This is a genomic window from Ferdinandcohnia sp. FSL W7-1320 (assembly GCF_038050315.1).
In the GTDB taxonomy this organism is placed as follows: domain Bacteria; phylum Bacillota; class Bacilli; order Bacillales; family Bacillaceae_L; genus Ferdinandcohnia; species Ferdinandcohnia aciditolerans.
Window position 1 is genome coordinate 674469 of record NZ_JBBPAM010000001.1, and the last position, 25525, is coordinate 699993.

The following is a 25525-nucleotide window of genomic DNA, read 5'->3' on the forward strand; positions in this document are numbered from 1 at the left end:
TTCTGCTTTTCGCTTTCGTATTTCCTCCAACATTAGACTGTGATACTATCTTATAGGTTTTGGAATTAGAAGATATTTCATCACAGATTAGAGTATACTGGTTTTGATCATCACCCATTCCAAAACCATAATAAAAAAATATTATTGGAGTGTATGATGAAAACAAAAGAGAATGTTCAAAGTGAAAATATGGAACTCTTAATAGAAATCTTTCATCTTAGAAATACCTTAAGCGAAATATACTCTCAAAAGGGGCCAGATAACTCTGTTTATCTTTCACTCTCACTAGAGTTAAAAGTACTTGTTAATGAGTATATTGAGGAAAAAATTACGATGTTGAAAGATGAGCTTATCGAAATATGTAATGAAAAAGGCTTTCAAAACAAAGAAACGATTAAGACGAGTAGGAAACTTGATAATGCAATTATCGAATATCAGAAGTTGATGTATATTGGCTAGAATGGGAGTAAAAAAGGTTATCCTAAAGGAGTTATAGATTAGGATAACTTTTTTTGTTTATAAACCTTTATACCTGAACTTTTCAGTAGTTCATGGATTGCAGTTCTATTTGTACCTCTGTATCCCGTATGCTGATAAACTCTTTGAATAAGTGTACACCGGTCTTTCAGCCCAATACATTTCAAGTACTAAATTTCCTCTGAAAAAACATGAGTGATTATATATTTGCAATAGGCGTTTAAAAAGTGAAGAGTTTACAACAAAGTTATGAAATGAAACATTTTATCTACTATTACAAAGGACCATGTTTAGATACTAAGCATGGTCCTTTTTTATTTTGTATCGACTGAAACAGTATTTTCAATTAATTCTAATACAACCTAATAAGGGCTGAACAATTGACTGTAAATTGAACACCTTGAAAAAATACCCGATTCAGCATATGTTCTTATTTTAAAAAAATATTGACTGGACACTAATTGGTGTCATATAATTTAGGACACCAATTAGTGTTATTTACATTTAATAAGGGGGGAGGATATTGAACACTACTCACCAAAAGCATGATGTTTTTGTAGCGATTGCAGATCCATCAAGAAGAAAATTAATACGTTTGTTGGCAGGTGCAGAAGAGTTACCTCTTCACGAACTAACACCACATTTTCAAATGGGTCGGACTGCGGTATCGAAACATTTGGCTATCCTTAAAGATGCAGACCTAGTTACTAATCGTAAAGTAGGTAGAGAAACAAAGTATCGACTAAATCCAGCTCCCTTACAGGAAGTGAAGGATTGGTTAGCCTATTATGAAAAGTTTTGGAATGAAAGAGCGTTATTACTTAAGAATATATTGGAGGAATAGTGAATGGCAGATTTATCATTAGATTTTGAATTTAAGAGTCCTATCAAAAAGGTATGGGAAGCTTTAACCAATTCCGATACACTCGCACAATGGGTAATGAAAAATAATTTTCAACCAATAGTCGGATACAAATGTCAGTTTCAAAATGAGGAAATCGGTTTAATTGTAGATAGTGAAGTATTGGTGGTGGACGAGCCTAATAAATTGTCCTACACATGGGTAGGTGGCCCGGTAAACACAATAGTCACATGGACGTTAAAACAAGAGGGGGAAACCACCTACTTACATCTTGAGCAGACTGGATTTGAAAACGAGAATGTTCAAGCATTCAATGGTGCGAAGTATGGTTGGGCATATAAGATTGAAGAGCTTAAAAAAGTGTTAGAGGCTTTGTAAGCCGAAACTTTTGAACACCATCTTTTTCATTTTAGGAGGGAATAACTTGGACGTTTTTGCTGAATTTTTAGCGGGGATTGATGACCCTTTCCACAGAGAAAGAACAGAAGAAATATTAACTTGGATAACAGATAAATATCCAAATTTAAAGAAAGAAATTAAGTGGAATCAACCGATGTTTACGGATCATGGCACATATATTATTGGTTTTAGCGTTTCTAAAAAGCATTTAGCCGTCGCTCCTGAAAGTGTAACGATTACTCATGTAGAGGATGACATTGTAAAGGCTGGCTTTGATTACACAAAGGAGATTATACGTTTTCCTTGGAAAAGTTCGGTAGACTACCAACTACTTGAGAAAATGATTGAATTTAATATTAAGGACAAGGCAAACTGTACAACTCTCTGGAGGAAATAGAAAAATATAGGGTAGCCCTTAGAAAGTGTGTATGAGGGCTTCTGTGAGGCTTAAAGGAGATAGTGAAATGGGATTCTTTCAAGATATGATTGCAGTATTTAAAAAGAGACAATTAGTATTTATAGAAAGCTACAAAGAATCAGATGATGTATATACCTTTGTATTTGAAAAGGAGAGAGATTTAACCTGGAAAGCAGGGCAGCATGGATTGTTTAGTATTACTCATAAAAAAGTAAAAAATCCTACTAAACCTTTTACAATAGCAGCTGCTCCAAGTGAAAATGTTTTAAAATTAACGATGAAAATAAATGATAACCCCAGTGAATTTAAGAAGGGAATGTTAGAACTAAAACAGGGAATGACAATCGGTATGTCTGGTCCTTTAGGTTCATTAAATGTTAACGATGAACGTCCTACTGTTTTAATTGCTGGAGGAATTGGAATCACACCGTTTCGATCCATCATAAAACAAATTGAGGCAGAAGGAAATGGTAATAAGAAGCCAATACACCTACTCTATATGGATAGTGAAAAGAAGTATATGTTTAAAGATGAACTTGATGCTAACAATGACTCAATAAGTATCTCGTATCTAGACTCTAGGGATGACTTACATCAGGAGATAGACAAGTTATCTACTCTTTATCAGAACAATGGTCAATATCTGATTGCAGGGCCGAAGTTAATGGTGGATTCAATCTCAAGTTACTTACAAAATAGTAGTATTTCAAAAAAGAATATTAAAAAAGATGCTTTTCATGGCTATTAAAATATAAGCTGAGGAGGTTGAATTCATTTATGAAACCAAGAATCACTGTCATCACATTAGGTGTAGATGATTTGGAAAAGGCATTAGAATTCTATCGTGATGGGTTGGGACTACCAACAGAAGGTATTATAGGTATGGAATTTGAGCATGGAGCTGTTGCCTTTTTTGACCTACAAGCAGGTTTGAAACTTGCTATTTGGAAACGCGAAGATATTGCATATGAGGCAAAAGTTACACAGGCTCCTGCAAGCCCCACTGAATTTACAATTGGTCACAATGTAAATAGTAAAGAAGAAGTAGATAAGGTTTTAGAACAAGCCGAAAAAGCGGGTGCAACAATAACAGACCCAGCACATGACACTTTTTGGGGTGGTTATTCTGGTCATTTCCAGGATCCGGATGGTCATTTGTGGGAAGTAGTTTGGAACCCAGCGTGGGAGATTGAGGACTAGGTTCGTGTTCTTGAAAGAGAATGTGGTTCAGAAATAAGCTAGAGTGTTTTTAAATAGATTTGATTGTTTAATTGAAGCTATATTAAAAAACGATGTTGAAGGAGATAGAAATACATAGGATGGAAACGATTTTTATTGAAAAAGACATTAACGTATTTTGTATAACTGCTACGTCTTTTCCAAATGGAGTTTTGGAGGCCCATCAGAAACTTCATAAAATGATTCCTTTTTCGGAAGAAAGAAGGTACTTCGGTTTATCAAGGCCGGAAAATGGTAAGATTGTGTACAAAGCAGCTGCAGAAGAATTAGTAAAAGATGAAGAGGAAAATAATGAATTTGAATCATTCGTTATTGAAAGAGGTAACTACAGAACCGTTACCGTATTGAACTTTAAAAATGATCCACAAGGTATAGGAACAGCTTTTGAAGAGCTAATTTCATATTCTGATATTGATCCTAATGGCTATTGCGTCGAATGGTATTTTAATGATCAAGATGTGAAGTGTATGGTTAGGTTAAAAGATAATTAATTAAATTTTGTATCCAGGGTGGTTTTTCCAATCAAAACTAATACAAATTCTCACTGACATTGGAACTAGATCTATATTCGTTCAAATAAAACCTAAAAATAATGCCTCTACTTAGTAGTAGAGGTGTTTTTTAGATAAAATCCATTTTGGTTTCTTATAATAGTAAAGGTGAAAATCTCCATATTACTAGGCTGTTCCTATTTTTATAACAATCGGTATGTTATAAAATAAGAAACATGAATAATAAAAGTAAGGTGTCGATAAAATGGAGAAGGAAATAAAGATCTTAGTTGTTGAAGATGACAATGATATCAATAAATTATTATGCGACATTATAAGAAAGAGTGGGTATGTGCCTCAGTCCGCATTTTCTGGAACAGAAGCGATGATTTACTTGGAAAATCGGGTTTGGGATTTGGTGCTGCTAGATCTAATGCTGCCAGGTATGTCGGGGGAAGAGCTTCTTGAAAAAATAAGTGAGCAAATTCCTGTTCCTGTCATGATTATATCAGCGAAGAGTGAGAAGCAAACAAAAATAGATGCATTAAGAACTGGAGCAGATGATTACATTACAAAACCTTTTGATATTGAAGAAGTATCTGCGAGGATTGATTCCCATTTACGCAGATATCGACGCTTTAACCAAGCTTCACATAAAAAAGAGCTAAGCTATAAAGATATTAGAATCAATACAGACTCACAAACAGTAATTGTAAATGAAAAAGAGATTCTTTTTACCGCACGAGAATATGCCATCTTAACACTTCTTATGTCCTCTCCTAAGAAAGTCTTCACGAAAGCTAATCTGTTTGAGAGTGTGTGGAATGAGAAATACTATGGGGATGATAATACGATAAGTGTTCATATGAGTAACCTCAGAAGTAAACTTTCGAAAGCAAATCCAAATGAAGACTATATTGAGACCGTTTGGGGAGTCGGGTATAAATTGCAAACTTAAGACTTTCTTAAGACTTTCCTTAACTCTTTTTTATGATTTCCTTTCTATACTAAAAGCATCACAAAAGGGAGGGAAATGATATGGTGGAATATGTACTTCGAACGAATAGCCTATCAAAGCAATATAAAAACCAATTAGCCCTTAATAAAGTAAATCTTACGATAAATAAAGGATCTATTTATGGATTTATTGGGCAAAACGGTGCAGGTAAATCAACGCTTATACGTTTAGTAACGGGTCTTGCTTTTCCGACCACGGGAAAGATTGAATTATTTGGACAAAGTAGTGAAATGGAACTTATTGAGGCAAGGCGACGAATTGGGACGATTATAGAAGGTCCAGCTTTGTATCCGCATTTGAGTGCAGCTGACAATCTAGAGGCACACAGACTATTAAAAGGGATTCCTGGGAAGGAATGTATCGAAAAAACACTCGAGATTGTTGGACTCCAAGATACAGGGAAAAAGAAAGCGAAGAATTTTTCATTGGGCATGAAACAAAGACTTGGAATTGGGATTGCATTGTTAGGTGAGCCGGAATTCTTGATTCTCGATGAACCAATTAATGGACTTGACCCTATGGGTGTTGTAGAAATAAGAGAATTATTGAAGAAGCTCAATCATGAATATGGGATTACAATCTTAATATCAAGTCATATTTTAAGTGAACTTCATTTACTCGCTACCCACTACGGAATTATTCATAAAGGAGAATTGTTAGAGCAATTAACCGCCAACGAACTTAATGAAAAATGTCAACAGTATATTCATATAAAAGTAGATAATCCAGATAGAGCAGCAACAATCATTGAGACTGATCTAGGAACTACTAAATATGATGTATTACCTGATGGGACAATTAAGCTTTACACTCATCTGGAAGCTCCAAGTAAAGTTTCAAAAATACTCACGGATAAAGGTTTATTAATCGAGCAATTTATGCCGATGGGTGAAGACCTGGAAACGTATTTTACCAATCGGATTGGTGGTGTTCAGCATGGATAATCTATTGAAATTTGAGTTATTTAAGCTGAGGAAGGATCGGTCATTTTGGACATTGGTCTTTGGGCTAATCGCATCTGCTGCTTTTTATCCAATGCTAATCTTTTTTAATGATGGCGTATTTGGTGCGGAACCAGTATCCGTGAGTGAATTATACACATTTACAGCTCTTGGAGGAAATAATTATATTGTTCGATTAGTTCCATGTATTCTTGCAGGTTTCTTTATTTCGAGCGAATATTCAATCGGTACAATGAAAAGTATGTGTGCTTCTGGTAACAGTAGATTTCGTATCTTTTCCTCTAAATTAATTGTCTTTTCGATAGGTGCTGCCATTATTTCACTGATATTCCCTATTGTCATGACTGGGGTTTCAGCGATCTTATCTGGGTTTAATGACATGCCAGATTTAGTCTTTATCCTTCGAACGATAGGATTAACGGCTTTGTACGCAGTTTCATTTGCATCTATGATGGCGTTAGCTGCGATAATATTTACTGATGGTGGAAAAACAATTGGATTTCTAATCTTATTTTTTATACTTTTCGACAGTATTTTATATATGCTGGGTCAACAGTTTTCGTTATTTGAAACAATCTTTAATAATTCAGTGTTTAAGCTCTATTTAGATATTACAAAGCTTGATCTTGTGTCCGGAGAATTACTTAAGTTAATACTGGTACCCATCTTAACCTTTCTTGTTTTTGGACTTATCGGTAGTTTTGTGTTTCAAAGGAAGGAAATTAAGTAAGTAGGAAAGCGGGTGAGAATCATCGTCTATATCGCAGTCACTTCAATAGTCATAACTGTATTTGTTCTCACTCGTTATTATTTGTTAAAAAAGGAAATAAAAAGAGCTAAAAAGCAATTGCACGAGTTAAATAATAATCGGACTGAAAAGAAAATTGACCTTGCTTTTTTTGATAAGGATATTGAAAAGCTTGTGAAAGAAATAAACAATCAAATTGATGTAACCAAAAAAGCAAACGCAGAAAAGCGACGGAAAGAGAATGAATTAAAGCAGGCGATCGCTAATATTTCGCATGATATCCGTACACCCATGACATCAATTTTAGGGTATATTCAATTTTTAGAATCAGACGAATTATCATTAGAGAAAAAAACAGAGTATACGAAGGTTGTAAAAAGTGGTGCGTTAAGATTAAAGGCCTTACTAGAGGACTTTTTTGAATTATCCGTCATAGAGTCTGCCGATTATCCATTAAAGCCTGAAAAGATAACATTGAACCAATTGCTTTTAGAAGTCTTGGTCGTCTTTTATGAGCAATTCAAACAGCAAGGCATTGAGCCTATTCTTCAAATTCCAGATGAAGAGATCGATATCATAGGTGACGTCTCTGCAGTGAAAAGAGTGATAGAAAACTTAGTGGTAAATGCGATTAAGCATTCAAATGGTGATGTATCTATCCGACTTGAAAAACTTGCATCATCTGTACAACTGATCATAAGTAACACTGCTGAAGAGCTAAGTGAACAAGATATCGATTATCTATTTGACCGATTTTACAAAGCAGACAAAACGAGAACAGAAAAAAGCACAGGTTTAGGATTAGCAATTGCTAAAAGTCTAATGACTAAAATGCGTGGCACTCTCACTGCACATTTAAAAGAGAATGAGTTATTTATGATTTGTGAATGGAAAAGGTAGTTTTTAACTAAATGATTTAAATCTAAGAAAACAATTCAATTCCAAAAAGAAGAACCCAATCTTTATTCAAACCAAGAATACAGATTGGGTTTTATTTTTCCTCCATTTTTGATTTAAGGTTTAGACCATATAGGTTGAAGACTTTTAGCAAATAATGACGAAATTCTTTTTCAAAAATACCACCTTCAATAATTTGGGCATTCGTACCTAACTGTAATATAAAACGGTAGGCATTCTCATTATTCGGAAGTTGTAAGTCTGCATAGTATGTTGTTTCATCACAAGGTGTAATCACCGAAATGCCAAAGCGTTCGATGATGATATCGCGAACCCGCATATTCGCTTTCAAACGCACTGGGTAAAATGGGGGGAGCTTTTCTTTTGGTATTTTGTCTATAAAGACATAATCACGTGCATGAAATATTTCGTTAGTAATTTGTATATTCGACATGCGAGCTAATCGAAAGGTACGAAAATCCTCTCGTTCATAACTAAAGCCTTGTAAATACCAGCGCTCTCCTTTAAACATCAAGTGATAGGGTTCAATTTTTCGGGAAGTGTGTGTGCCGTTGACATCGTAATAGTCGAATTTGACGATTAAATGGTCTCGGATTGCCTCTTGTAAAGACTCCGCTAACGCCTTCAATTCCTCAGTTCCTTGCCAGTTTGTAAAATGCAAAGAAAAATCCATCTTATCGTTCAATCGTTCTGTTTGCATGGCACGGATTTTCGTCATAGTCGATTTGATTTCCGGACTTTCAATCAATTGTTCGACACTATTTAAGGCAGTTATTATATTTTGTAAATCTTTTGAGGTTAGTAGCTTTTTATCAACCTTATAAGTAGACATAAGTCCAATCCCGCCATCTCTTCCGGGAACAGTATATATAGGTATATTTGCCATGCTAAGCGTTTCAACATCGCGATAAATTGTCCTTGTTGTTACCTCAAAAGTTTTAGCAAGTTCTGTAGCCGAGACTAATTCTCGCTTTAATAAGATCATAATGATACTAATTAATCGTTCGATTTTCATAACTTTCTCCAAATATATGACAGACTGCTGTCAGGGTTAGTTGATTATAGTATAGATATAAATTAAGAAAAGAGGAATGATAATATGACAAATTTAACTATAAAACATATGGGTGAATTAACATTAACCGGCTATAGTACGAACATTTCACTCCCAACAATGGAGAATGTAGATGAAGTATCAAAACAAAAGTCAGCACACTTCGGGTCACTCGCAAAAAGTGGCAAATTCGGTGAATTAATGGCTGGAAGTAGAGACAAAATTGGTTATGCAGTCGGGACAACTAGCAGTGATAGCTTATCCTATTTCGCAGGAGCAAATACAACGACAGTTGCTGAAGATGGGGAACAATTGGTCCTGCCGGCTAATGAATATGTCGTGCTTACCGCTAAAGGAGGTCCAAGTCGAAATTTATTTGACCAATTAATCCGCCAATTTTTTGGAGAAATATTACCCAACCATCCTGAATTTGAGTATAAAGATACGTATGTCATTGAAATGTTATTAAACGGGAATCCAATGGATGCGGTTGTTGAGTTAGCAGTTCCGGTGAAGTCGAAATAGTAGGAAAGTGAGCAACATTAAAAAATCAGTCTGAAGATTGTTTAGATAGGCTCTTAATTCATTCGAAAAGGCGCAGCTAGAATCTTTGATGATTGCTGTAAAAAATTTAGGAGAAAATTAAGTTTTTGTTTCAGATTCCCTCAAACTATGATTGAAGAGTTGATAAACATAAATGGTTTAGTGGGGATTGTACTGAATCTTTTGGTTGGACTGTTTAAGAAAAGTTTAAGTAATAAAACACCGGTTGCCGGTGTTTTTGTTTTGGTTATATTCAACGGTTTATATTTTTGTTAAGTATTCTTCTAATTGATTAAAGGTTCCACTATATCCTGCCTGAGCCATCTCTTTTGAATCTTCGAAGGTTTTAATCTCTTCCTCAGTAGGGGATACAGGAGCCACAATCATTGTAAGTGTTGTTTTTCCAGCGTCTTCGGTAAGCGTGATGGAATTCAGAGTTTGCATAGGCCAATTTGCGTCAAATGGTGCACGTACAGTGTTTCCTTCTTCATCCGAAAAGAAACTGGTGTAAATGATTTTCTCTGGTGCAATAATTTCATTGTATAAGAATTTAACCCACATTATGTTGCCGTCGGCAGGTTTTTGGCTATAGTGAAAGACACCGCCTGAACTGAAATCTGATTTAGAAACCTCGAATGCCCATCCTTTTGGTCCCCACCAGTTCTTTAGGTGTTCTGATTCAGTTAATGCCTTAAATACTAGTTCACGCGGGGCGTTGAAAGTATGAGTAATTTTGATTTGAGTTGACATTATGTTTCCTCCATTTTTTAGTCTTCACTTTCTTTATTTTCTCTCTTTTGTAGGTCTTACAGATAACGATCCGAGTTGTCGATTTTTTCTTCCCAAATGTCACTAATTCTAAATAACTGAACTTTTAAGAAAAAAGTTATTGCTGAACAGCAATTAATAATAGAGCTTAAAAATTATGTGAAGCAGAAATATAATAAAGTTTGGGGTTTTAAGGAAATCCCTATTGATGCCTATATACCAAAATAGGAAATGTTTAATTTGGACTTTGCCTGTTTGGTTATTGTTATAATAGCCATTAAAATTGGATTTTACTACCTCAATTACTACCTTTTCCTTATTTCTATTTGGCTATTTTCGTAAACTTTGTTGCTTTTTGATCCGATTATGCAAGGGATATATTATTGTCCAATCAGTGATTGCAGTGGATGGTACGAGATCCTCAAAAATGCAAGCATTTTCTTCGTGCGGTGTAGCTTCGAGGAAGTAATTCAACGTCCTGCGGGAATAGCGAGCCAGGCGAGACCCCGCAGTGACATAGCGACTTGTCCAGTTGCAGCGGCTAGAAACTCGAGAAATTTCAACTCCTCCTTCAGAGGCAAAATACGCCTCTTTGTCGGAGTCTCCGACGCACAGGACGTGCTAGTGCCGACTCCGCCACAGGACGTGGCGCTTTAGTCGGCCAATTTTCTCGTTTCTGTGCAAGCCGCCTCCACATTTCGTTGAGGAGGCTTGCGGATCGCCCGCGGAAAGCGAGTACCAGGAGCGGAAATCACCCTACATATAAAAGCAACAATCTTTTAGAAAATAGCCTTCTATTAAAAGTATAGGAACCCTTCGAATAATAGAAATAAGAACACCTTCCTATATGAATAGGAACAACAGGTGATTCATTTTTTTTATGAATTCCGTCAAAATTAGCATATAGGTTGAAAAGGGGATGACGAGCTTGAGAAAAACTGTATTAATTGCTGACGATTCATTATTTATGAGAACTTATCTAAAAAAAATGATAGTCAAAGAGAACTATAAAGTTATCTCGGAAGCCAGCAATGGAGAAGAGGCTGTCATCCAATATAAAAAGTCCTTACCAGATATTGTTTTTATGGATATAACAATGCCTACAGTCAACGGTATTAACGCATTAATAGAAATTAAAAAATTTGATCCTAATGCAATAGTGATTATGTGTTCCTCAATGGGGCAAAAGTCAATTATTATAGATGCGATTAGAAACGGAGCGACAGATTTTATTGTAAAACCTTATTTCAATAATCTCATTCATATATTAAGGAATATCGAATATAACTGTCACTCAAATAGATTGAAAGTAAAGTAGCGTACATATACTTAAGCAAACATTCGTGATTTCTCTCCATTAGCCCTACTTCTTATGAGGTAGGGTTATTCGTTTGTTAATATAATACACTTTCGCATACTTCGAAATATAAAGATAATTATCAACATATCTACAAACACTTATTCACATATCCACAGGAATCAATAATTTTCAATGGCATTTAAATTGAATGGGAATATAATCAAACTTGAAGTTGTGAAGCTCAATGAAGTACATTATGAAGGGAATATCTAATAATAGAGAAATACATTACCTAAGGAGAAAACAATGAACAATTATAAATTAACCATTCAGTATGATGGTGGACGTTACAAAGGGTGGCAGCGACTTAGTAATAGTGACAATACGATTCAAGGGAAAATTGAGAATGTATTAACAGAGCTGGCAGGAGAAAAGATTGAAATTATTGGATCTGGAAGAACGGATGCAGGTGTACATGCTCTTGCTCAAATCGCTAATTTTAAAATGAATAAAAATGCAACTGAAGAGGAAGTTATGCATTATTTAAACAGATACCTTCCAAATGACATTAGCGTTGTAGATGTTACGTTAACCCACGATCGATTTCATGCACGCTATAATGCTAAAGATAAAACCTATTTGTATAAGATATGGAACGAGCAATATACACATCCTTTTATGAGAAAGTACAGTATGCATGTGGAGGAGAAGCTTGATATTGAAAAAATGAGAATGGCATCTCAATTCTTTCTAGGTAAGCATGACTTTACTTCCTATTCCAACGCAAAATCTAAGAAAAAGTCGATGGTGCGTGAAATATACTCACTTGAAATAAATGAAAATGAGGGCTTTATCGAAATCAAAGTGCGAGGCAATGGCTTCCTTTACAATATGGTGAGAAAAATTGTAGGAACGCTAATTGAAGTTGGATTAGGCGAAAAAGATGCGGCTGCAATACCGAGTATTCTTGAATCAAAGGAAAGAATTCAAACAGGTCGTATGGCCGAAGCTGAGGGGTTGTATTTAGAAAAAGTTGGTTTTTAAATCATCTCCTTTTTTACGGAGCTATAATTAGCACCTCATGTGTTGCCATATACACTCAAGCTACTTGCTGCATTTATATTATTTTGGGAGCCATAAAACTATAGTAAAAAAAAGTAGGATTTGAGACGACCTCAAATTCTACTTTCTTATAATTTATTATTTATGAAATCGACTTATTGGAAGGACAAGTGGTGTGTTAGAAATGGGATCATTTATGATATGGCAATCTAAATTAAAGGTTTCTTTAATCAGTTCGCTCGTGATAATGTCATTTGGCGAGCCTTCAGCAATCAGTTTCCCATTCTTTACGGCAAATAAATAATCCGCATAACGTGCTGAAAGGTTAATATCATGAAGCACCATGACAATTGTTGTCCCATACTTTTCATTTAAGTCCTTCAATAAATCTAAAATTTCTACTTGATAAGTGATATCTAAATAGGTTGTTGGCTCATCTAAAAATAAAATATCGGTTTGCTGAGCTAATGCCATCGCAATCCATACACGTTGGCGTTGTCCACCTGATAATTCATCAATATGACGATCGCTAAATTCAGCGATATTCATCATATCAAGAGCTGTTGCAACGGCTTCGTAATCCTTTTTTGACCAACTTGAAAACATCGATTGATGCGGAAATCGCCCACGGCCAACTAAATCAGCAACGGTAATACCTTCTGGAACAATAGGGGACTGAGGCAAAAGTCCAACCGTACGAGCAAGCTTTTTAGACGGAAATTCATAAATTGATTTGTTATCTAAATACACATCGCCATCCGATGGTTTTAATAACCGAGCCATTGTTTTTAATAAGGTAGATTTTCCACAGCCATTTGAACCGATAATAATGCTAATTTTATTTTTAGGAATCGAGAGGTTTACATCCTTTAAAATGAGATTTTGGTCATAGCCAGAATGTAAGTTTTTGGTCTGTAATGTATGAGACATTAAATATTCCCCTTTCGATTCAACTTGATTAGTAAGAAAATTAAATAAGGTGCTCCAATAATCCCTGTAATAACACCAACTGGATAGTGTGTCTCAAAAGCAAATTGCCCGATTAAATCTGCTGCAAGTACCAAGATTACACCAATTAACCCAGAAGGTATAAGTGCAGAGAATCCGACTCCAACAATACGTCTAGCAATTGGACCAGCTAAAAATGAAATAAAGGCAATTGGCCCCGTTGTTGCAGTTGCTAAGGCAATAACCAGTACAGCAGATATTAATAAAATGATACGAACTTGATTTGTTGAAACACCTAAAGATGTAGCTGCTTGTTCACCGAGCTCTAACATTTCCAAATGATTTGAAAAATAGATAAGTATCGGTGTACAAATGACTATAAGAATAAGTAATGGCATGATGGTTTCAACTTTTGCGCCGTTTAAGCTTCCACTCAGCCATCGAAGAGCAGTCGGTAAATCATGTGTTTTTGCGATTAACATTAAATAAGAGATAAAGGCATTTAACATTGCTTGAATCCCAATCCCAATTAAAATTAATCGTCCAATTGAGAAAGAAGATCTTTTCGACAAAACGTATAAAACTGCAACTGTCAATAATCCCCCTACAACTGAAGCAATTGAAATCATTGTGTTACTTGCATGCAGGACGACAATACAAAATACAGCTGCTGCACTTGATCCCGTTGTAATACCGATAACATTTGGATTTGCTAATGGGTTTCGTAGCATGGTTTGGAATACATAGCCCCCAACTCCAAATGCAAATCCAGCAAGGAGACCAGCTAACATACGAGGAAAACGTAATGTTCCAACGGTAAAACTTGCACCTTTAACATCTTTACCTAATAAAACAGCTATGACATCTTTCACTGGATAAATCGTATTTCCAAGCATAAGCATGGCACAACATAATGCAAGGGCAATTATTATTAAGATAACCATCGTCGCAATATAACGACGTTTACGTTTTGATCTTGATTGAATAATGGTTTGTAAAGTCTCATTGTTCATCATAGGCTACGCATTTTCGCTTTCATCGTAATATAAATTAAAATTGGTGCGCCAATAAAGGCTGTTAATATCCCAACCTCTACTTCTCCAGGACGAGCGATCACACGTCCTACAACATCGGATATAGTTAATATAATCCCACCAGATAAGGCGGAAAGAGGAATGACAAAGCGCAAATCTGGTCCAATCATTAAGCGAATTACATGTGTCGCTAAGAGACCAATAAATCCAATTGGTCCCGCAAAGGCTGTCGCAGCCCCACAAAGTAATACGCCAGCAAAAGCAGAGACTAAACGAATCGTCCCTGTTTTAGCACCTAATCCTGTCGCTACCTCATCCCCCAATGCCATCGCATTTAGTGCAGGTGCAGTTAAAATAGCAATGACTATACCTACAACTAAGAAGGGTAGAAGTAATTGAATACTATCCCATGTACCAGCTCCAACGCTTCCAACTTGCCAAAAACGGAATTGATCCATAACATTTTGACGAGGAATCATAATCGCTGTTACGAGTGATGATAAGATAGCACTTGTTGCAGCGCCAGCTAAGACGAGCTTTAAAGGCGTAGCGCCGTTATAACCAAGAGAGCCAATTGTAAACACAAAAATAGCAGTAAGAATCGCACCTGCTATAGCTAACCAGACATATTCACTTGCAGAGCTAATATTTAAAAAGGCAATGCCACTAACGACAAATAATGCAGCCCCAGTATTGACTCCTAAAATACTTGGATCGGCAATTGGGTTTCGCGTGACCGATTGCATTAGTGACCCAGACACACCTAATGCAGCACCACACATAAAACTAAAAATAGTTCGTACAACACGTTGACGAACAACACTAGATTCATGATCGTTTAATTCTGGATGGATTAATCCATCCAGAATTGTCGACCACCCAATTGAACGAGAGCCAAAAGCTATAGAAGCAATGATTGATAATAGTAAAAGAATGAAAAGAATAATTGTTAACTTCCCTAAATTCTTTGGGCGGAAAAATTGCTTCTCCATAGCAACATTCAACTGTTTCATGACTACTTAATATTCTTCGTTACGTCTGAGATTAAAGTTAAGTATTCATCAATTGTATATTGAATTGAAAGTGGGTTTGGGTTACCAGCAGCTGCTAATGGTGTGTTGTCTTCTATAACTACGACGTTACCAGCAGCAATTGCAGGCACTTTCCCCAAAATTGGATCTGCTTGTAAAGCAGCTAATGTATCCTTGTTACCATAAGTAATAAATAGTTCAGTGTCGTTTAATGCATCTGCATTTTCAGCACTTACTTGAATGTAGAAGCTGTCATCAGTAATTAATTCTTTAATACCTTCAGGATATTCCATGCCCAAATCCGATAAGAATTCGCCACGTGGGTCTGCAGGTGTATAAATATAGAAACTTGATAAGTCAGCTGTGTTAAACATACCGAATGCAGCTTTTTTGCCTTTTATACTAGAGTACTCGTTTGCTTTATCAGCAATTAACTTTTCTGTATCCGCAACTAATTTCTTACCTTCTTCTTCCATACCCATACCTTTAGCGTTTAATAATACTTGGTCGCGCCAAGGTGTTACCCATGGAGTTTCTTCGTAAGGAACTACTGGAGCAATTTGGCTTAAAGTATCGTACTCTTCTTCTGTAATACCTGAATATGCAGCAAGGATTACATCTGGATTACTATCAGCAATTGCTTCAAAATCTAAACCGTCAGTATCTTGATATACGGTTGGATTATCTTCACCTAGCTCTTTTAATTTATCAGCAGTCCATGGTAATAAACCAGAATCATCTTGGATCCCGTAGTTTGCAGCAGAGAAACCTACTGGTACGACACCAAGTGCTAATACTACATCATGGTTTGCCCAGGCTACTGTTGCAACTCGTTCGGGTTTTTCCTCAATTGTTGTTTCACCAAATGCATGTTTAATGACGATTGGATACTGACTATCGCTTTCTTTATCAGTGGTTGCCTCTTCATTGGTTGTGCTTTCGTTGGCACAAGCCGCTAGAAATAAAATAAAAATAGAAGTAATAATAAATAATAGCTTCTTCATTATAATTAGCCTCACTTTGTTAATTAGTTTTTTTATTTTCCGGTTAAATGATAAAGATTTTCATTATCATTTGTATAAATTTATAATACGCTTACTTTTTTTCATATGTCAATAACTTTTCTGAGAATTATTATCAATTACAATTGACTTTCAAAACATGATTCGTTAATCTAGTTGATAAGAGTTCTCATTTAAATTCAAAACAAAATGGAGTGTTCCAAATGGAAATATATGATGTGACGATTATAGGTGGTGGACCTGCCGGACTATATAGTGCTTTTTATAGTGGTATGCGAGACATGAAAACAAAAATTATCGAATATCATTCCTATTTAGGTGGAAAAGTAAATATCTTTTTAGAAAAAGTACTTTGGGATGTAGGTGGTCAACCACCAATTCTGGGCCATCAATTTGTGGAAAATTTAATCGCACAAGCTATGACATTTGAACCGACCATATGTTTAAGTCAAAAAGTTGACCGTATTGATAAAGAGGAAGAATATTTTATTATTTCAACAAATACAGGGGAGAAGCATTATTCAAAATCTATTATTATAGCAATTGGCGGGGGCATCTACGAGCCAATTAAGTTGGAGCTTGAAGGAGCAGAAAAGTTTGAAATGACTAACCTTCACTACACAATTAACGGCATCGAGCGCTTTAGGAACAGAGATATTTTAATATCGGGCGGAGGAAATGCGGCTATTGATTGGGCTGTTGAACTATTGCAAGTCGCAAAAAAGCTAACAATTATTTACCGTAGTGATGAATTAAAAGCACATGAATCACAAATAAAAAAATTAGTAGAGAACGGTGTAGAAATTAAATTACATACAGAAATAGTGAAGCTCATTTCAAATGAAAATAAGACGGCTATTGACCGTGTTTTATTAAAAGAAAATGATACGGAATATGAAATAACAATGGACGAAGTATTAGTCTGTCACGGTTATAATCGGGAAGTTTCACTAGAATTCTGTGATTCTATTGCACCCGTACGAAATGAATATAAGCAATTTGAAAGTGAAGGGCAATGTAAAACATCGATACCTGGGATATACGCGGTAGGCGATATTGTATCTTATACAGATAAAGTCTACTTATTAGTCGGGACCTTTAATGATGCTGTTTTAGCTGTAAATAGTGCGAAGAAATTCATTGAGCCAGATGCGGCGAGTTATGCCATGGTTTCCTCACATAATGATAAATTTCATGAGCGTAATGCAGTAATTTTAGTGAATAAATAAGGCTCTTTTCTAAAAGATTGTTGAATTCAAATATAAATGTGTAAAGCTAGTAGATTGGAGCAGGTGGCGACTCCCGCGGGGAAATCGTCCACCTGAAGCGGAAATATTATAATAAACAACAAAGTTTGCGAAAACAGCCTAAATATAAAACAGTGTAAGACATTTCTACATAAAGAGCGGTCGCGTTTTTAGAATTACTATAACGAAAAAGAACGAATTTCCATTAGTGGAATTCGTTCTTTTTTGTTATATAAGAGGATTAAAGATATTTTTGAAGAAATTCTATAAGATGCATTTGTACTAACTTTTTATGGAGGCGAACTATGGGGTGGGAATTTATTATAACGATTGTTATTATTTTTGCAGTTGTATTCTTGATAGACAAAGTATACGGAAGAATTAATATAGAAGATTATTCACCTATTTGGGAGTATTTTTTTAAAGCCCTTCTCTATGGGTTTATCGCAAGCGTTACATTATTCTACGGAAAGGAATCGCTAAGTGATGTAAATACGCTAGAATGGGCCATCATTGCAGTATCAGTAATAGAAGGAATAGGGAATTACATTAACTATGTAAAAGAATCTAAAAGGAGAAAAGAAGAAAAAAAGGAAGCCTTGAAAAGACTTAACTAAACCACTGTTTGATTTGGTGTGGTAACTTAATTTTCCTTATTTTATTTTTTATTTTGAAAAAACCAAAGCCTGTGAAATTTTACTCATGGTAAATAACACAGGCCTTTTCATTTCAAAGGAGGGTTTTGTCCCAGTCTCTTGTTATGTTAAATCAGAAGATTCCATATGTATTTAATTCCATCCCATAAAGCTAAGGCTACGAGTACAGCAACTATCCCTTTTAAAATCTCTCTCATACTATCACCTCACAATAGCCGGTTTCTATGTATTTACGAAAGGGATTCGTAAAAGTTTCAAATCTCTAAAATTCATTAAGTAGTGTCAAATCCTTCGTTGCTCAAACTCAATGTTTAATAAAAGAGATGGGGCATCCCTTTATATAGTTCCATATCAAAAACCAATTAGTGCTCCGGCAATCAATTTCGTATTTAACATGGTGAAAACTAGGTGAAGAATATTTTGATACAGAGAGGTGGGAAAATACAGGTTATGTAGATAAACAATTTATGTTTTATTAGAAGGCTCTTTTCTAAAAAATTGTTGGTTTATTGATAATAAAGTTCAAACCTAGTAGATTGGAGCGAAAGATGGCGACTCCTCGAAAATGTATTCACATTTTCTTCGTGCGTGGGTTATTTCAAAGAAGCAAATTCAATGTCCAGCGGGAAAAGCGTGAGACTTGAGACCCCGCAGGAGCAGTAGCGACGTGTCCAGTTTCAGTGGCTAGAAACTCGAGAATTTCAACTCCTCCTTAAGAGGCAAAATACGCCTCTTAGTCGGCAATTTTCTCGTTTCTGTGCAAGCCGCCTCCACATTTCGTTGAGGAGGCTCAAGCCACGCCCGCGGAAAGCGTCCACCTGAAGCGGAAAGTCAACAATAATGTATCCCATGATTTGAGAACACCTTTGACCATGGCAAAGCAGTACTGAAAGTATCAAATAGGGTAGAAAAAGCTCCTGTAGATGATGTGAAAAAATTATTTGAACTATTTTTTAGAGGAAACAAAGCAAGGAAAGATAACCAAGGTACGGGGGAGGACTTGCGATCTCAAAAAGAATCGTTGAACTTCATTATGGCTATATTTGTGCGGATTATAAGAAAGGTTGGATGACTTTAATTGTTGAACAACCGATACATAAAAGTAGCAGGTAGAGAGGAAACCCTGTCGATTCTCTAGTTAGGGTAATAGGAATGTAGAGAGTATGTTGTTAATATCTTACAATAAAATCTTGTTTTAAAAGGAGGAGTTTTATATGTCAAGAAAGGCTTTTAGTGCACCAGGAGCTGTTGCTGTTGGTCCATACTCACATGCAATTGAATCAGGTGATTTACTATTTCTATCTGGACAAACCCCAGTAGACTCACAAAATGGAAAGCTTGTAGAAGGTGATATTGTTGAACAGACAACTCAATGTTTTAAAAACCTTTTCAATGTATTGGAGGCAGCAGGATTAACTCCTGACCATGTTCAAAAAGTGAATGTATTCTTAACCAATATGGATAATTTCACAGCGATGAATGAAGTATATTCTAAACAATTTTCTGAGCCATATCCTGCACGTACAACTATAGGAGTGTCATCACTTCCTCTTGGTGCACAGGTTGAAATTGAGATGATAGCTAGAAGATAAAACACAGGGAATTCGGACCAAAGTAAAGGAATAAGCAGAAGTGAAAACTGGATTACAGCAGGTATCAAAATAATCATTGGATGGCTACTTGTAGAAAGACCATGAGTTGGTTAAAAGATTTTTTTAACAATTCATGGTCTTATCTATTTCAAACAAACTACTTGGATTATATGTTCCAACGGTGAAGATCTGGAGTCGCGATATACCTACTATTTTTATTTTTTATAGAGGCTAAATTTCAGTATGCTCTTACTTTCGATTAACTACTATTAGGTCTCAAGCTTTTTAAAATGGTATAATCTTGTTTATCGTTTGCGGTTTTACTATCAGTATTAAAACATTCATCGGGTCGTCACTGTGACCGATGACACATAGACGAAGAGGGGGATTACTAGTGATTAAAATTGGGGTTATTGGACTTGGAGATATTGCCCAAAAAGCTTATCTTCCGGTTTATAGCGGATTAAAGGAGATTGAGTTTCACTTTTACACAAGAAACCAGGAAAAGTTACGAGAAATTACCAGCCAGTATCGGTTTGAGCATATTCACTCTGACCTCCAATCCCTGGTTGATGGTGGTATTACGGGTGCATTCATCCATTCGGCGACATCTTCTCATGAAGAAATAGTTAAGTTTCTTCTACAACACGGAATCCATGTGTTTGTGGACAAACCCATCACGGACAATTATGAAGGTGCTAAAAGGCTTGTTGAACTGGCGGAGGAGCGAGGCCTTATTCTTATGACCGGATTTAATCGCAGATTTGCTCCTTCGTATAAAGGTTTGAAGGAAGTTTCCCAGCCAAATATGGTTTTGGTCCAGAAAAACCGTAATAATCTTCCTGGTGAGCCGAGAACGTTTATTTTCGATGATTTTATCCATGTAGTGGATACGATGAGGTATTTATTTCCACACCCGGTTGAAGATTTAATAGTGAACAGTCGTATGGAAAATGGAACCTTATACCACGTTGTGCTCCAATTTGTATCAAAAGGCGGCACAGCAATCGGTATTATGAACAGGGATAATGGGACCACGGAGGAAATCGCCCAAGTTATGGGTCCGTTTGAGAAGCGGACGGTCACGAATGTATCCAACTTAGTTATTTCGAAAGGTATGGAAAATAGTGAGATTCGGAGCAGCGATTGGGAGCCAACCTTGTTTAAAAGAGGGTTTGAGCAAATGGTGAAAGATTTTATCAACGCTGTCAGCGCAAATTCGAAAACCTTAATTTCGGCTAGGGATGCGCTGAAAACCCATGAAATTTGTGAAGAAATTCTCACGAAGCTAGCAGAATAAAAGCAAGTAGCAGGTACTACTATTTTAAAAAAGGAAGGTCAAATGATGGATAATAACGATATATTAATCCGATTGAGATATGCATTAGAACTAAAGAATAAAGAAATGGCAGAGATTTTTAAACTTGGTGGCACGGAGGTATCGGTACCAGAGGTAGTAAAAATTCTCACAAAGACATACGATGATGATGAATACGAGAATGAAGATCAAATAAAGTGTACGCACAGTATGTTAGACTCATTCTTAAATGGCCTTATTATTTACAAAAGAGGGGTGCAGGAACCTAAACCAGGACAGCCTAATCCACCAGAACCTACTCTAAAGACAAGTGGGAACATGAATAATCTTCTTTTAAAGAAAGTCAAAATTGCACTAGCTTTGACGACTGAGGATATGCTAGATATTTTTGATAATGTAGGATTAAGGGTAACAAAAGGTGAGTTAGGGGCATTATTACGAAAAGAAGGACATAAAAACTATAAAGAATGCGGAGATAATTTTGCAAGAAACTTTTTAAAAGGGCTAACGATCAAATACAGAGGGTAGTGCCACAGCCGTCATTTATTATAGGTTCTATTATATCGTTCCGCTCAACAACAGATGATCGTATATAAGGGTTTTCCAAAAGTAATTAGCCTTTTGGGAAGCCCTTTTTTATACCTTTTGCGAATGGTTTCAGAATATAAAATTTCATTTTACCTCACGATAAAATAAGTTGTCAATAAGAAAATTTGAAAAACTTTCAAAAAAATGTTACAATAATCTTACAATCGGTTATTGATACCAATCGAAAAATAAATCAATCAGTTACGCGGGATTGAAAGGAAGCTAGTTGAATAAAATGATCAATTTACTATCTAATAGTAACCGAGTTTTTTTATTCTACAAGGAGGACTAGAATAATGAATCTAATTAATAAGAAAGTTACACACAATCGTTTTGGCCTGGGTAGTATAGTTGAACATAATGAATCTAGTATTGAAATCCATTTTGAATCTGAAAATAAAAAGTTTGTTTTCCCCGATGTATTTGAAAAGCATCTAAAACTGCATGATAAAAATATTGCAAATTCTTTAGAAAAAATAATACAAAAAAAGGCAATGGAACGAAAAGAGGAAGAACGGAAGAAGGAAGAGGAAAGAGCACGACAAAGAAAAAAAATGGAACTTCGCTTGGAATATGAAAAACTTATGAAAAATCATAAACTTCATCCACAATCACAAATGGTCTTTTGGTGTGACACAGAAGAACAGCATCAATCTTTATCAGAATGGAAGGTTTTCTCAGGTGAAATAAAGAGTGGTAACAATAAAGGGAAGCCAAATAAACCTATCCGTCTGCACCAAAATAGTGCTGTTTTGTTAACAGAAATAGATTCCAGCATGCCTGAAAAAGACAGACGTATCTTAGGTGTTTATATGGTGAAGGAAGGTTTTATCGGTAAGCTTTGTGAAGATGGATATATTCCGGCTCATTCAACATACAGACTCCAACTCACAGAACAGGAGTCAGAGCAGATGCTTTTCTGGAAATATTACGTGAATGAAAAGCACCCTCATAAAATGACATGGAATACAGGGAAATACCGTTATTTTGATAACTTATGGATGGCTCAAATTTTGCTTGATATTGTTTCGTTGAAAAGTGAACCAAAGGAAAGAGAGCTAGCCCAACAATTTTTTGAACATTTTTGTAAAATGAACCAGATCTCAGAACAAGACATACAAGAGCCTAATGGCGCTTTAATGCGTAATTAGTCGTTTGTCCAATCCCCCACCCGCGATTAATGCCAAGTTATCGTGTAGCTTTTGCGTGGTTGGAGCTCCTATAATAGAAAAGCAGTTGATATAGAAACTCTATACCATCTGCTTTTTTTGTAGTGCATTTTTTGTGTTTTGCAAAATAGATTCCAGCAGAAAAAAACAAGAATGCGCCTATTAGCATGAGAACCGAAAATTTTTTAGAAAAAATGGTCAAAAAACGGGGGAAAAGGAAAGACTTTATTTTAAGAGGATTGAATGAAGGTTTCGGAGGATGAATAGTAATGAGTGATGTAAAATTAAGGCCTTTAGAACGTGTTGATTTAGGATTTGTCCATAAATTAAATATTAATGCAAACATCATGTCCTATTGGTTTGAGGAGCCATATGAGTCTTTTGTTGAATTGCAGGATTTATATGATAAGCATATTCATGATCAGGGTGAAAGAAGATTTATTGTACAAAAAGGCGATGAAATGGTGGGACTAGTTGAATTAGTAGAAATTGATTATATTCATCGTAGGGTTGAATTCCAGATTATTATTGATCCCAACCATCAAGGGCATGGATATGCGAAGTCTGCAACCTATCTCGCAATGGACTACGCGTTTTCTGTATTGAATATGTATAAATTATACTTAATCGTGGACAAAACCAATGAAAAAGCGATTCACATTTATCAAAAACTTGGTTTTCAATTTGAAGGAGAATTAATTGATGAGTTTTTTGTTGACGGTGAATATCATAATGCAATAAGAATGTGTATGTTTCAACATCAATATTTTAATAGGGGTTCTTGAGAATCCTATTGCGGTGCTAGGAAGAATTAATTAAGAAGTTGGAAAACGCAGTTCTTATACAGGAAAATACAAATCAGTTCAAGGAAAAACGGAGTGCTACTAAATGGGCACTCCGTTTTTTCTATTTTATTTGTACGTTTTAGTAAGGATAGTACGGGTAGTATGGTGGATACGGCGGATAATAATAAGGGTATGGTGGGTAATAACCAAATCCCGGGCCTGGAGTCAATAGTGCACCAGTTGCTAAGCCGCCTAAAAAGCCTAATCCAAAGCCTGGTCTACCGAAACCAAAACCAGGTCTGCCGAATCCAAAGCCTGGTCTACCAAAACCAAAGCCTGGTCTGCCGAATCCAAATCCGGGGCGTATTCGTTGATCATTGACATCAATTATTTCCTGATAAAATGGTTCTTGTAAAGCGTTATATGGATAACCATTATTCAAAGCAAATCCCTCCTGTTTATTTATTTCACTAAAGGATATGCTAAAGTAGCCTATTTGGGTTGGGCATATGCCTCATATTCATCCAATAAATAAATTGTTTAAGTATTCACCACTATCTGTTATTGACTGAACACGTGAATGTGATAAAATCTAGAGGATTTTAAGAATTGGAAGAATTGATCCTACGTGCATGAGAAAAATGAATGATATTAAAGTAATCAAGTAAGCTATTGAGGGAGTTAATATATGCAAACACAAACCCTACATGAAAACCTTATTCGTGCAAGTGAAAATGGATCATTGGAAAATGTAGAGCGCTTCCTGCAAAAAGGATCGAGCATTCATTATAAAGATAAAAATGGCAGAACCGCTTTAATGGCGGCTACACAAAAAAATCATGTTTCAATTGTTCAAATGTTAGTAGAAGCAGGGAGTGATGTGAATACAAGGGACAATAATCAGTTAACTCCATTTATTTGTGCGGGTGCAAACGGATTTCACGAAGTGTTAAGCATAATGCTGAAATACGGAGTTGACCTGAAAAGTGTAAATCGATTCGGTGGTACAGCTTTACTGCCTTCAAGTGAAAAAGGGTACCTAAAAACCGTTCAAATTTGCCTTGAAGCTGGTGTCCCGGTAAATCATGTGAACGATTTAGGATGGACAGCCTTATTAGAAGCTGTCATTTTAGGAAACGGTGGCCGTCTGAATTCTGATGTTATCCAAATTCTTGTTGAAGCGGGGGCGGATGTTAACCTCCCTGATAGAGATGGCAAGTCCGCACTTCAACATGCAAAAGACCTAAACCAATCAAAGGTTGTTAACATCTTAAACAAAGATTATAAAGTGCGAAATGAAGGCATCGAAAAGGCAATATCATTCTATAAAAATGATAGGTACTTTGAGGCAATCACTACTATAGACTATGAACTTGAAAGTGATAGTGAAAACATAGATTTATATTTTTATAAAGGGTATTTTTTACAAGAAGCAAAGAGGTATGAAGAAGCTTTGGTTCAGCTTGAGATAGCCATAGCTAAAGATCCGAGCGACTTAGACTTTTATTTCTATACAGCTAATTGTAAGCGGTTATTGAAAAGATCAGAAGAAGCACTTGCTGAATATGAAAAAGCTTGTGAACTCAATCCACATGCAACCTTTTACCGATACCATAAATCGAATTATTTGAGAGAACTGGGCAGACATGAGGAAGCTGTCAACGAGATGGACAAGCTTTTAGCTCTCCAACCACATCGGTACGATTTTTCATTTCATAAGGCTAACAGCCTAAGGTCATTAGGAAGACACGACGAAGCACTTGCTGCAATTGAGAATGCAATCAAACATGATCCGACTAATCCTTTGTACCAATTGCACAAAGTACAGTCTCTCGAATTACTAGAAAATAATAGATGAACAAAAAGGAGAATGCAC

29 protein-coding genes and 1 pseudogene are annotated in these 25525 nt (G+C 35.9%); 23 read left to right on the forward strand and 7 right to left on the reverse strand.

Going from position 1 to position 25525, the window contains the following annotated elements:
- Positions 1–156 precede the first annotated feature (156 nt).
- The 11 genes from NST91_RS03310 to NST91_RS03360 all read left to right on the forward strand — a co-directional run bounded on the left by NST91_RS03310 (position 157) and on the right by NST91_RS03360 (position 7514).
- Positions 157–459 carry an aspartyl-phosphate phosphatase Spo0E family protein gene (locus NST91_RS03310; protein ID WP_341329996.1) on the forward strand — a complete coding sequence of 101 codons (303 nt, stop codon included), beginning with the start codon at positions 157–159 and terminating at the stop codon, positions 457–459.
- A gap of 541 nt (positions 460–1000) precedes the next feature.
- On the forward strand, positions 1001–1321 hold the full coding sequence (locus NST91_RS03315) for an ArsR/SmtB family transcription factor (protein WP_341329997.1): 321 nt from the start codon (positions 1001–1003) through the stop codon (positions 1319–1321).
- Between the two features lie 3 nt (positions 1322–1324).
- Positions 1325–1717: an SRPBCC family protein gene (locus NST91_RS03320; protein ID WP_341329998.1), complete on the forward strand. Its 393-nt coding sequence runs from the start codon at positions 1325–1327 to the stop codon at positions 1715–1717.
- Between the two features lie 46 nt (positions 1718–1763).
- Positions 1764–2135 (forward strand): iron chaperone, encoded by a 372-nt coding sequence (locus NST91_RS03325; protein WP_341329999.1) that lies wholly within the window; start codon positions 1764–1766, stop codon positions 2133–2135.
- A gap of 67 nt (positions 2136–2202) precedes the next feature.
- The gene (locus tag NST91_RS03330) at positions 2203–2904 is read left to right on the forward strand and encodes an FAD-dependent oxidoreductase (protein ID WP_341330000.1); all 702 of its coding nucleotides are present in this window, start codon (positions 2203–2205) and stop codon (positions 2902–2904) included.
- A gap of 29 nt (positions 2905–2933) precedes the next feature.
- Positions 2934–3356, forward strand: a complete 423-nt coding sequence (locus tag NST91_RS03335) for a VOC family protein (protein ID WP_341330001.1) — start codon at positions 2934–2936, stop codon at positions 3354–3356.
- A gap of 119 nt (positions 3357–3475) precedes the next feature.
- Positions 3476–3886: a transcriptional regulator gene (locus NST91_RS03340; protein WP_341330002.1), complete on the forward strand. Its 411-nt coding sequence runs from the start codon at positions 3476–3478 to the stop codon at positions 3884–3886.
- Between the two features lie 265 nt (positions 3887–4151).
- On the forward strand, positions 4152–4844 hold the full coding sequence (locus NST91_RS03345; RefSeq protein WP_121446998.1) for a winged helix-turn-helix domain-containing protein: 693 nt from the start codon (positions 4152–4154) through the stop codon (positions 4842–4844).
- Positions 4845–4924: 80 nt separating this feature from the next.
- The gene (locus NST91_RS03350) at positions 4925–5848 is read left to right on the forward strand and encodes an ABC transporter ATP-binding protein (protein ID WP_341330003.1); all 924 of its coding nucleotides are present in this window, start codon (positions 4925–4927) and stop codon (positions 5846–5848) included.
- On the forward strand, positions 5841–6596 hold the full coding sequence (locus tag NST91_RS03355; RefSeq protein WP_341330004.1) for an ABC transporter permease: 756 nt from the start codon (positions 5841–5843) through the stop codon (positions 6594–6596). Before NST91_RS03350 ends, NST91_RS03355 begins: the two co-directional genes overlap by 8 nt.
- 12 nt (positions 6597–6608) lie before the next feature.
- Positions 6609–7514, forward strand: coding sequence for a sensor histidine kinase (locus NST91_RS03360; protein WP_341330005.1), 906 nt, complete (start codon positions 6609–6611; stop codon positions 7512–7514).
- A 91-nt stretch (positions 7515–7605) separates the two neighbouring features.
- Here the strand turns inward: NST91_RS03360 and NST91_RS03365 are convergent, their stop codons facing one another.
- Positions 7606–8547: a helix-turn-helix transcriptional regulator gene (locus NST91_RS03365; RefSeq protein WP_341330006.1), complete on the reverse strand. Its 942-nt coding sequence runs from the start codon at positions 8545–8547 to the stop codon at positions 7606–7608.
- An 84-nt stretch (positions 8548–8631) separates the two neighbouring features.
- On the opposite strand from NST91_RS03365, the gene NST91_RS03370 reads away from it, so the two are divergent.
- Positions 8632–9111: a GyrI-like domain-containing protein gene (locus tag NST91_RS03370; RefSeq protein ID WP_341330007.1), complete on the forward strand. Its 480-nt coding sequence runs from the start codon at positions 8632–8634 to the stop codon at positions 9109–9111.
- Between the two features lie 279 nt (positions 9112–9390).
- Here the strand turns inward: NST91_RS03370 and NST91_RS03375 are convergent, their stop codons facing one another.
- Positions 9391–9879: an SRPBCC domain-containing protein gene (locus NST91_RS03375; RefSeq protein ID WP_341330008.1), complete on the reverse strand. Its 489-nt coding sequence runs from the start codon at positions 9877–9879 to the stop codon at positions 9391–9393.
- A gap of 937 nt (positions 9880–10816) precedes the next feature.
- On the opposite strand from NST91_RS03375, the gene NST91_RS03380 reads away from it, so the two are divergent.
- Entirely contained in the window at positions 10817–11215 is a 399-nt protein-coding gene (locus NST91_RS03380) for a response regulator (protein WP_440272602.1), read from the forward strand.
- 288 nt (positions 11216–11503) lie between these two features.
- Complete coding sequence (gene truA, locus NST91_RS03385; RefSeq protein ID WP_341330010.1) at positions 11504–12241, forward strand: tRNA pseudouridine(38-40) synthase TruA; 738 nt, start codon at positions 11504–11506, stop codon at positions 12239–12241.
- A 156-nt stretch (positions 12242–12397) separates the two neighbouring features.
- Here the strand turns inward: truA and NST91_RS03390 are convergent, their stop codons facing one another.
- Genes NST91_RS03390 through NST91_RS03405 form a run of 4 tightly spaced genes read right to left on the reverse strand, consistent with a single transcriptional unit; the run spans position 12398 to position 16276 of the window.
- Entirely contained in the window at positions 12398–13189 is a 792-nt protein-coding gene (locus NST91_RS03390) for an ABC transporter ATP-binding protein (RefSeq protein ID WP_341330011.1), read from the reverse strand.
- Complete coding sequence (locus NST91_RS03395; RefSeq protein ID WP_341333475.1) at positions 13189–14220, reverse strand: FecCD family ABC transporter permease; 1032 nt, start codon at positions 14218–14220, stop codon at positions 13189–13191. The genes NST91_RS03390 and NST91_RS03395 overlap by 1 nt, the downstream gene beginning before the upstream one ends.
- Positions 14220–15233, reverse strand: coding sequence for a FecCD family ABC transporter permease (locus tag NST91_RS03400; protein ID WP_445724504.1), 1014 nt, complete (start codon positions 15231–15233; stop codon positions 14220–14222). Before NST91_RS03400 ends, NST91_RS03395 begins: the two co-directional genes overlap by 1 nt.
- 23 nt (positions 15234–15256) lie before the next feature.
- Complete coding sequence (locus NST91_RS03405; RefSeq protein WP_341330013.1) at positions 15257–16276, reverse strand: iron-siderophore ABC transporter substrate-binding protein; 1020 nt, start codon at positions 16274–16276, stop codon at positions 15257–15259.
- Between the two features lie 221 nt (positions 16277–16497).
- On the opposite strand from NST91_RS03405, the gene NST91_RS03410 reads away from it, so the two are divergent.
- The 8 genes and pseudogenes from NST91_RS03410 to speG all read left to right on the forward strand — a co-directional run bounded on the left by NST91_RS03410 (position 16498) and on the right by speG (position 23649).
- Entirely contained in the window at positions 16498–17523 is a 1026-nt protein-coding gene (locus NST91_RS03410; protein ID WP_341330014.1) for an NAD(P)/FAD-dependent oxidoreductase, read from the forward strand.
- Positions 17524–17846: 323 nt separating this feature from the next.
- Positions 17847–18158, forward strand: coding sequence for a hypothetical protein (locus NST91_RS03415; RefSeq protein WP_341330015.1), 312 nt, complete (start codon positions 17847–17849; stop codon positions 18156–18158).
- Between the two features lie 916 nt (positions 18159–19074).
- Positions 19075–19310: pseudogene (locus tag NST91_RS03420) on the forward strand (ATP-binding protein); the annotation flags it as partial.
- A gap of 101 nt (positions 19311–19411) precedes the next feature.
- A complete protein-coding gene (locus NST91_RS03425) occupies positions 19412–19789 on the forward strand; it encodes a RidA family protein (protein WP_341330016.1) in 378 nt (125 codons plus the stop codon).
- A 394-nt stretch (positions 19790–20183) separates the two neighbouring features.
- Positions 20184–21089 (forward strand): Gfo/Idh/MocA family protein, encoded by a 906-nt coding sequence (locus NST91_RS03430; RefSeq protein ID WP_341330017.1) that lies wholly within the window; start codon positions 20184–20186, stop codon positions 21087–21089.
- 45 nt (positions 21090–21134) lie between these two features.
- The gene (locus tag NST91_RS03435) at positions 21135–21635 is read left to right on the forward strand and encodes a YehS family protein (protein ID WP_341330018.1); all 501 of its coding nucleotides are present in this window, start codon (positions 21135–21137) and stop codon (positions 21633–21635) included.
- A 356-nt stretch (positions 21636–21991) separates the two neighbouring features.
- Positions 21992–22846, forward strand: coding sequence for a malate synthase (locus tag NST91_RS03440; RefSeq protein ID WP_341330019.1), 855 nt, complete (start codon positions 21992–21994; stop codon positions 22844–22846).
- A gap of 287 nt (positions 22847–23133) precedes the next feature.
- On the forward strand, positions 23134–23649 hold the full coding sequence (gene speG / locus NST91_RS03445) for a spermidine N1-acetyltransferase (protein WP_121446981.1): 516 nt from the start codon (positions 23134–23136) through the stop codon (positions 23647–23649).
- Between the two features lie 139 nt (positions 23650–23788).
- Here the strand turns inward: speG and ymaG are convergent, their stop codons facing one another.
- A complete protein-coding gene (gene ymaG / locus NST91_RS03450; protein ID WP_445724476.1) occupies positions 23789–24091 on the reverse strand; it encodes an inner spore coat protein YmaG in 303 nt (100 codons plus the stop codon).
- A gap of 246 nt (positions 24092–24337) precedes the next feature.
- On the opposite strand from ymaG, the gene NST91_RS03455 reads away from it, so the two are divergent.
- Entirely contained in the window at positions 24338–25507 is a 1170-nt protein-coding gene (locus NST91_RS03455) for an ankyrin repeat domain-containing protein (RefSeq protein ID WP_341330020.1), read from the forward strand.
- Positions 25508–25525: the final 18 nt, after the last annotated feature.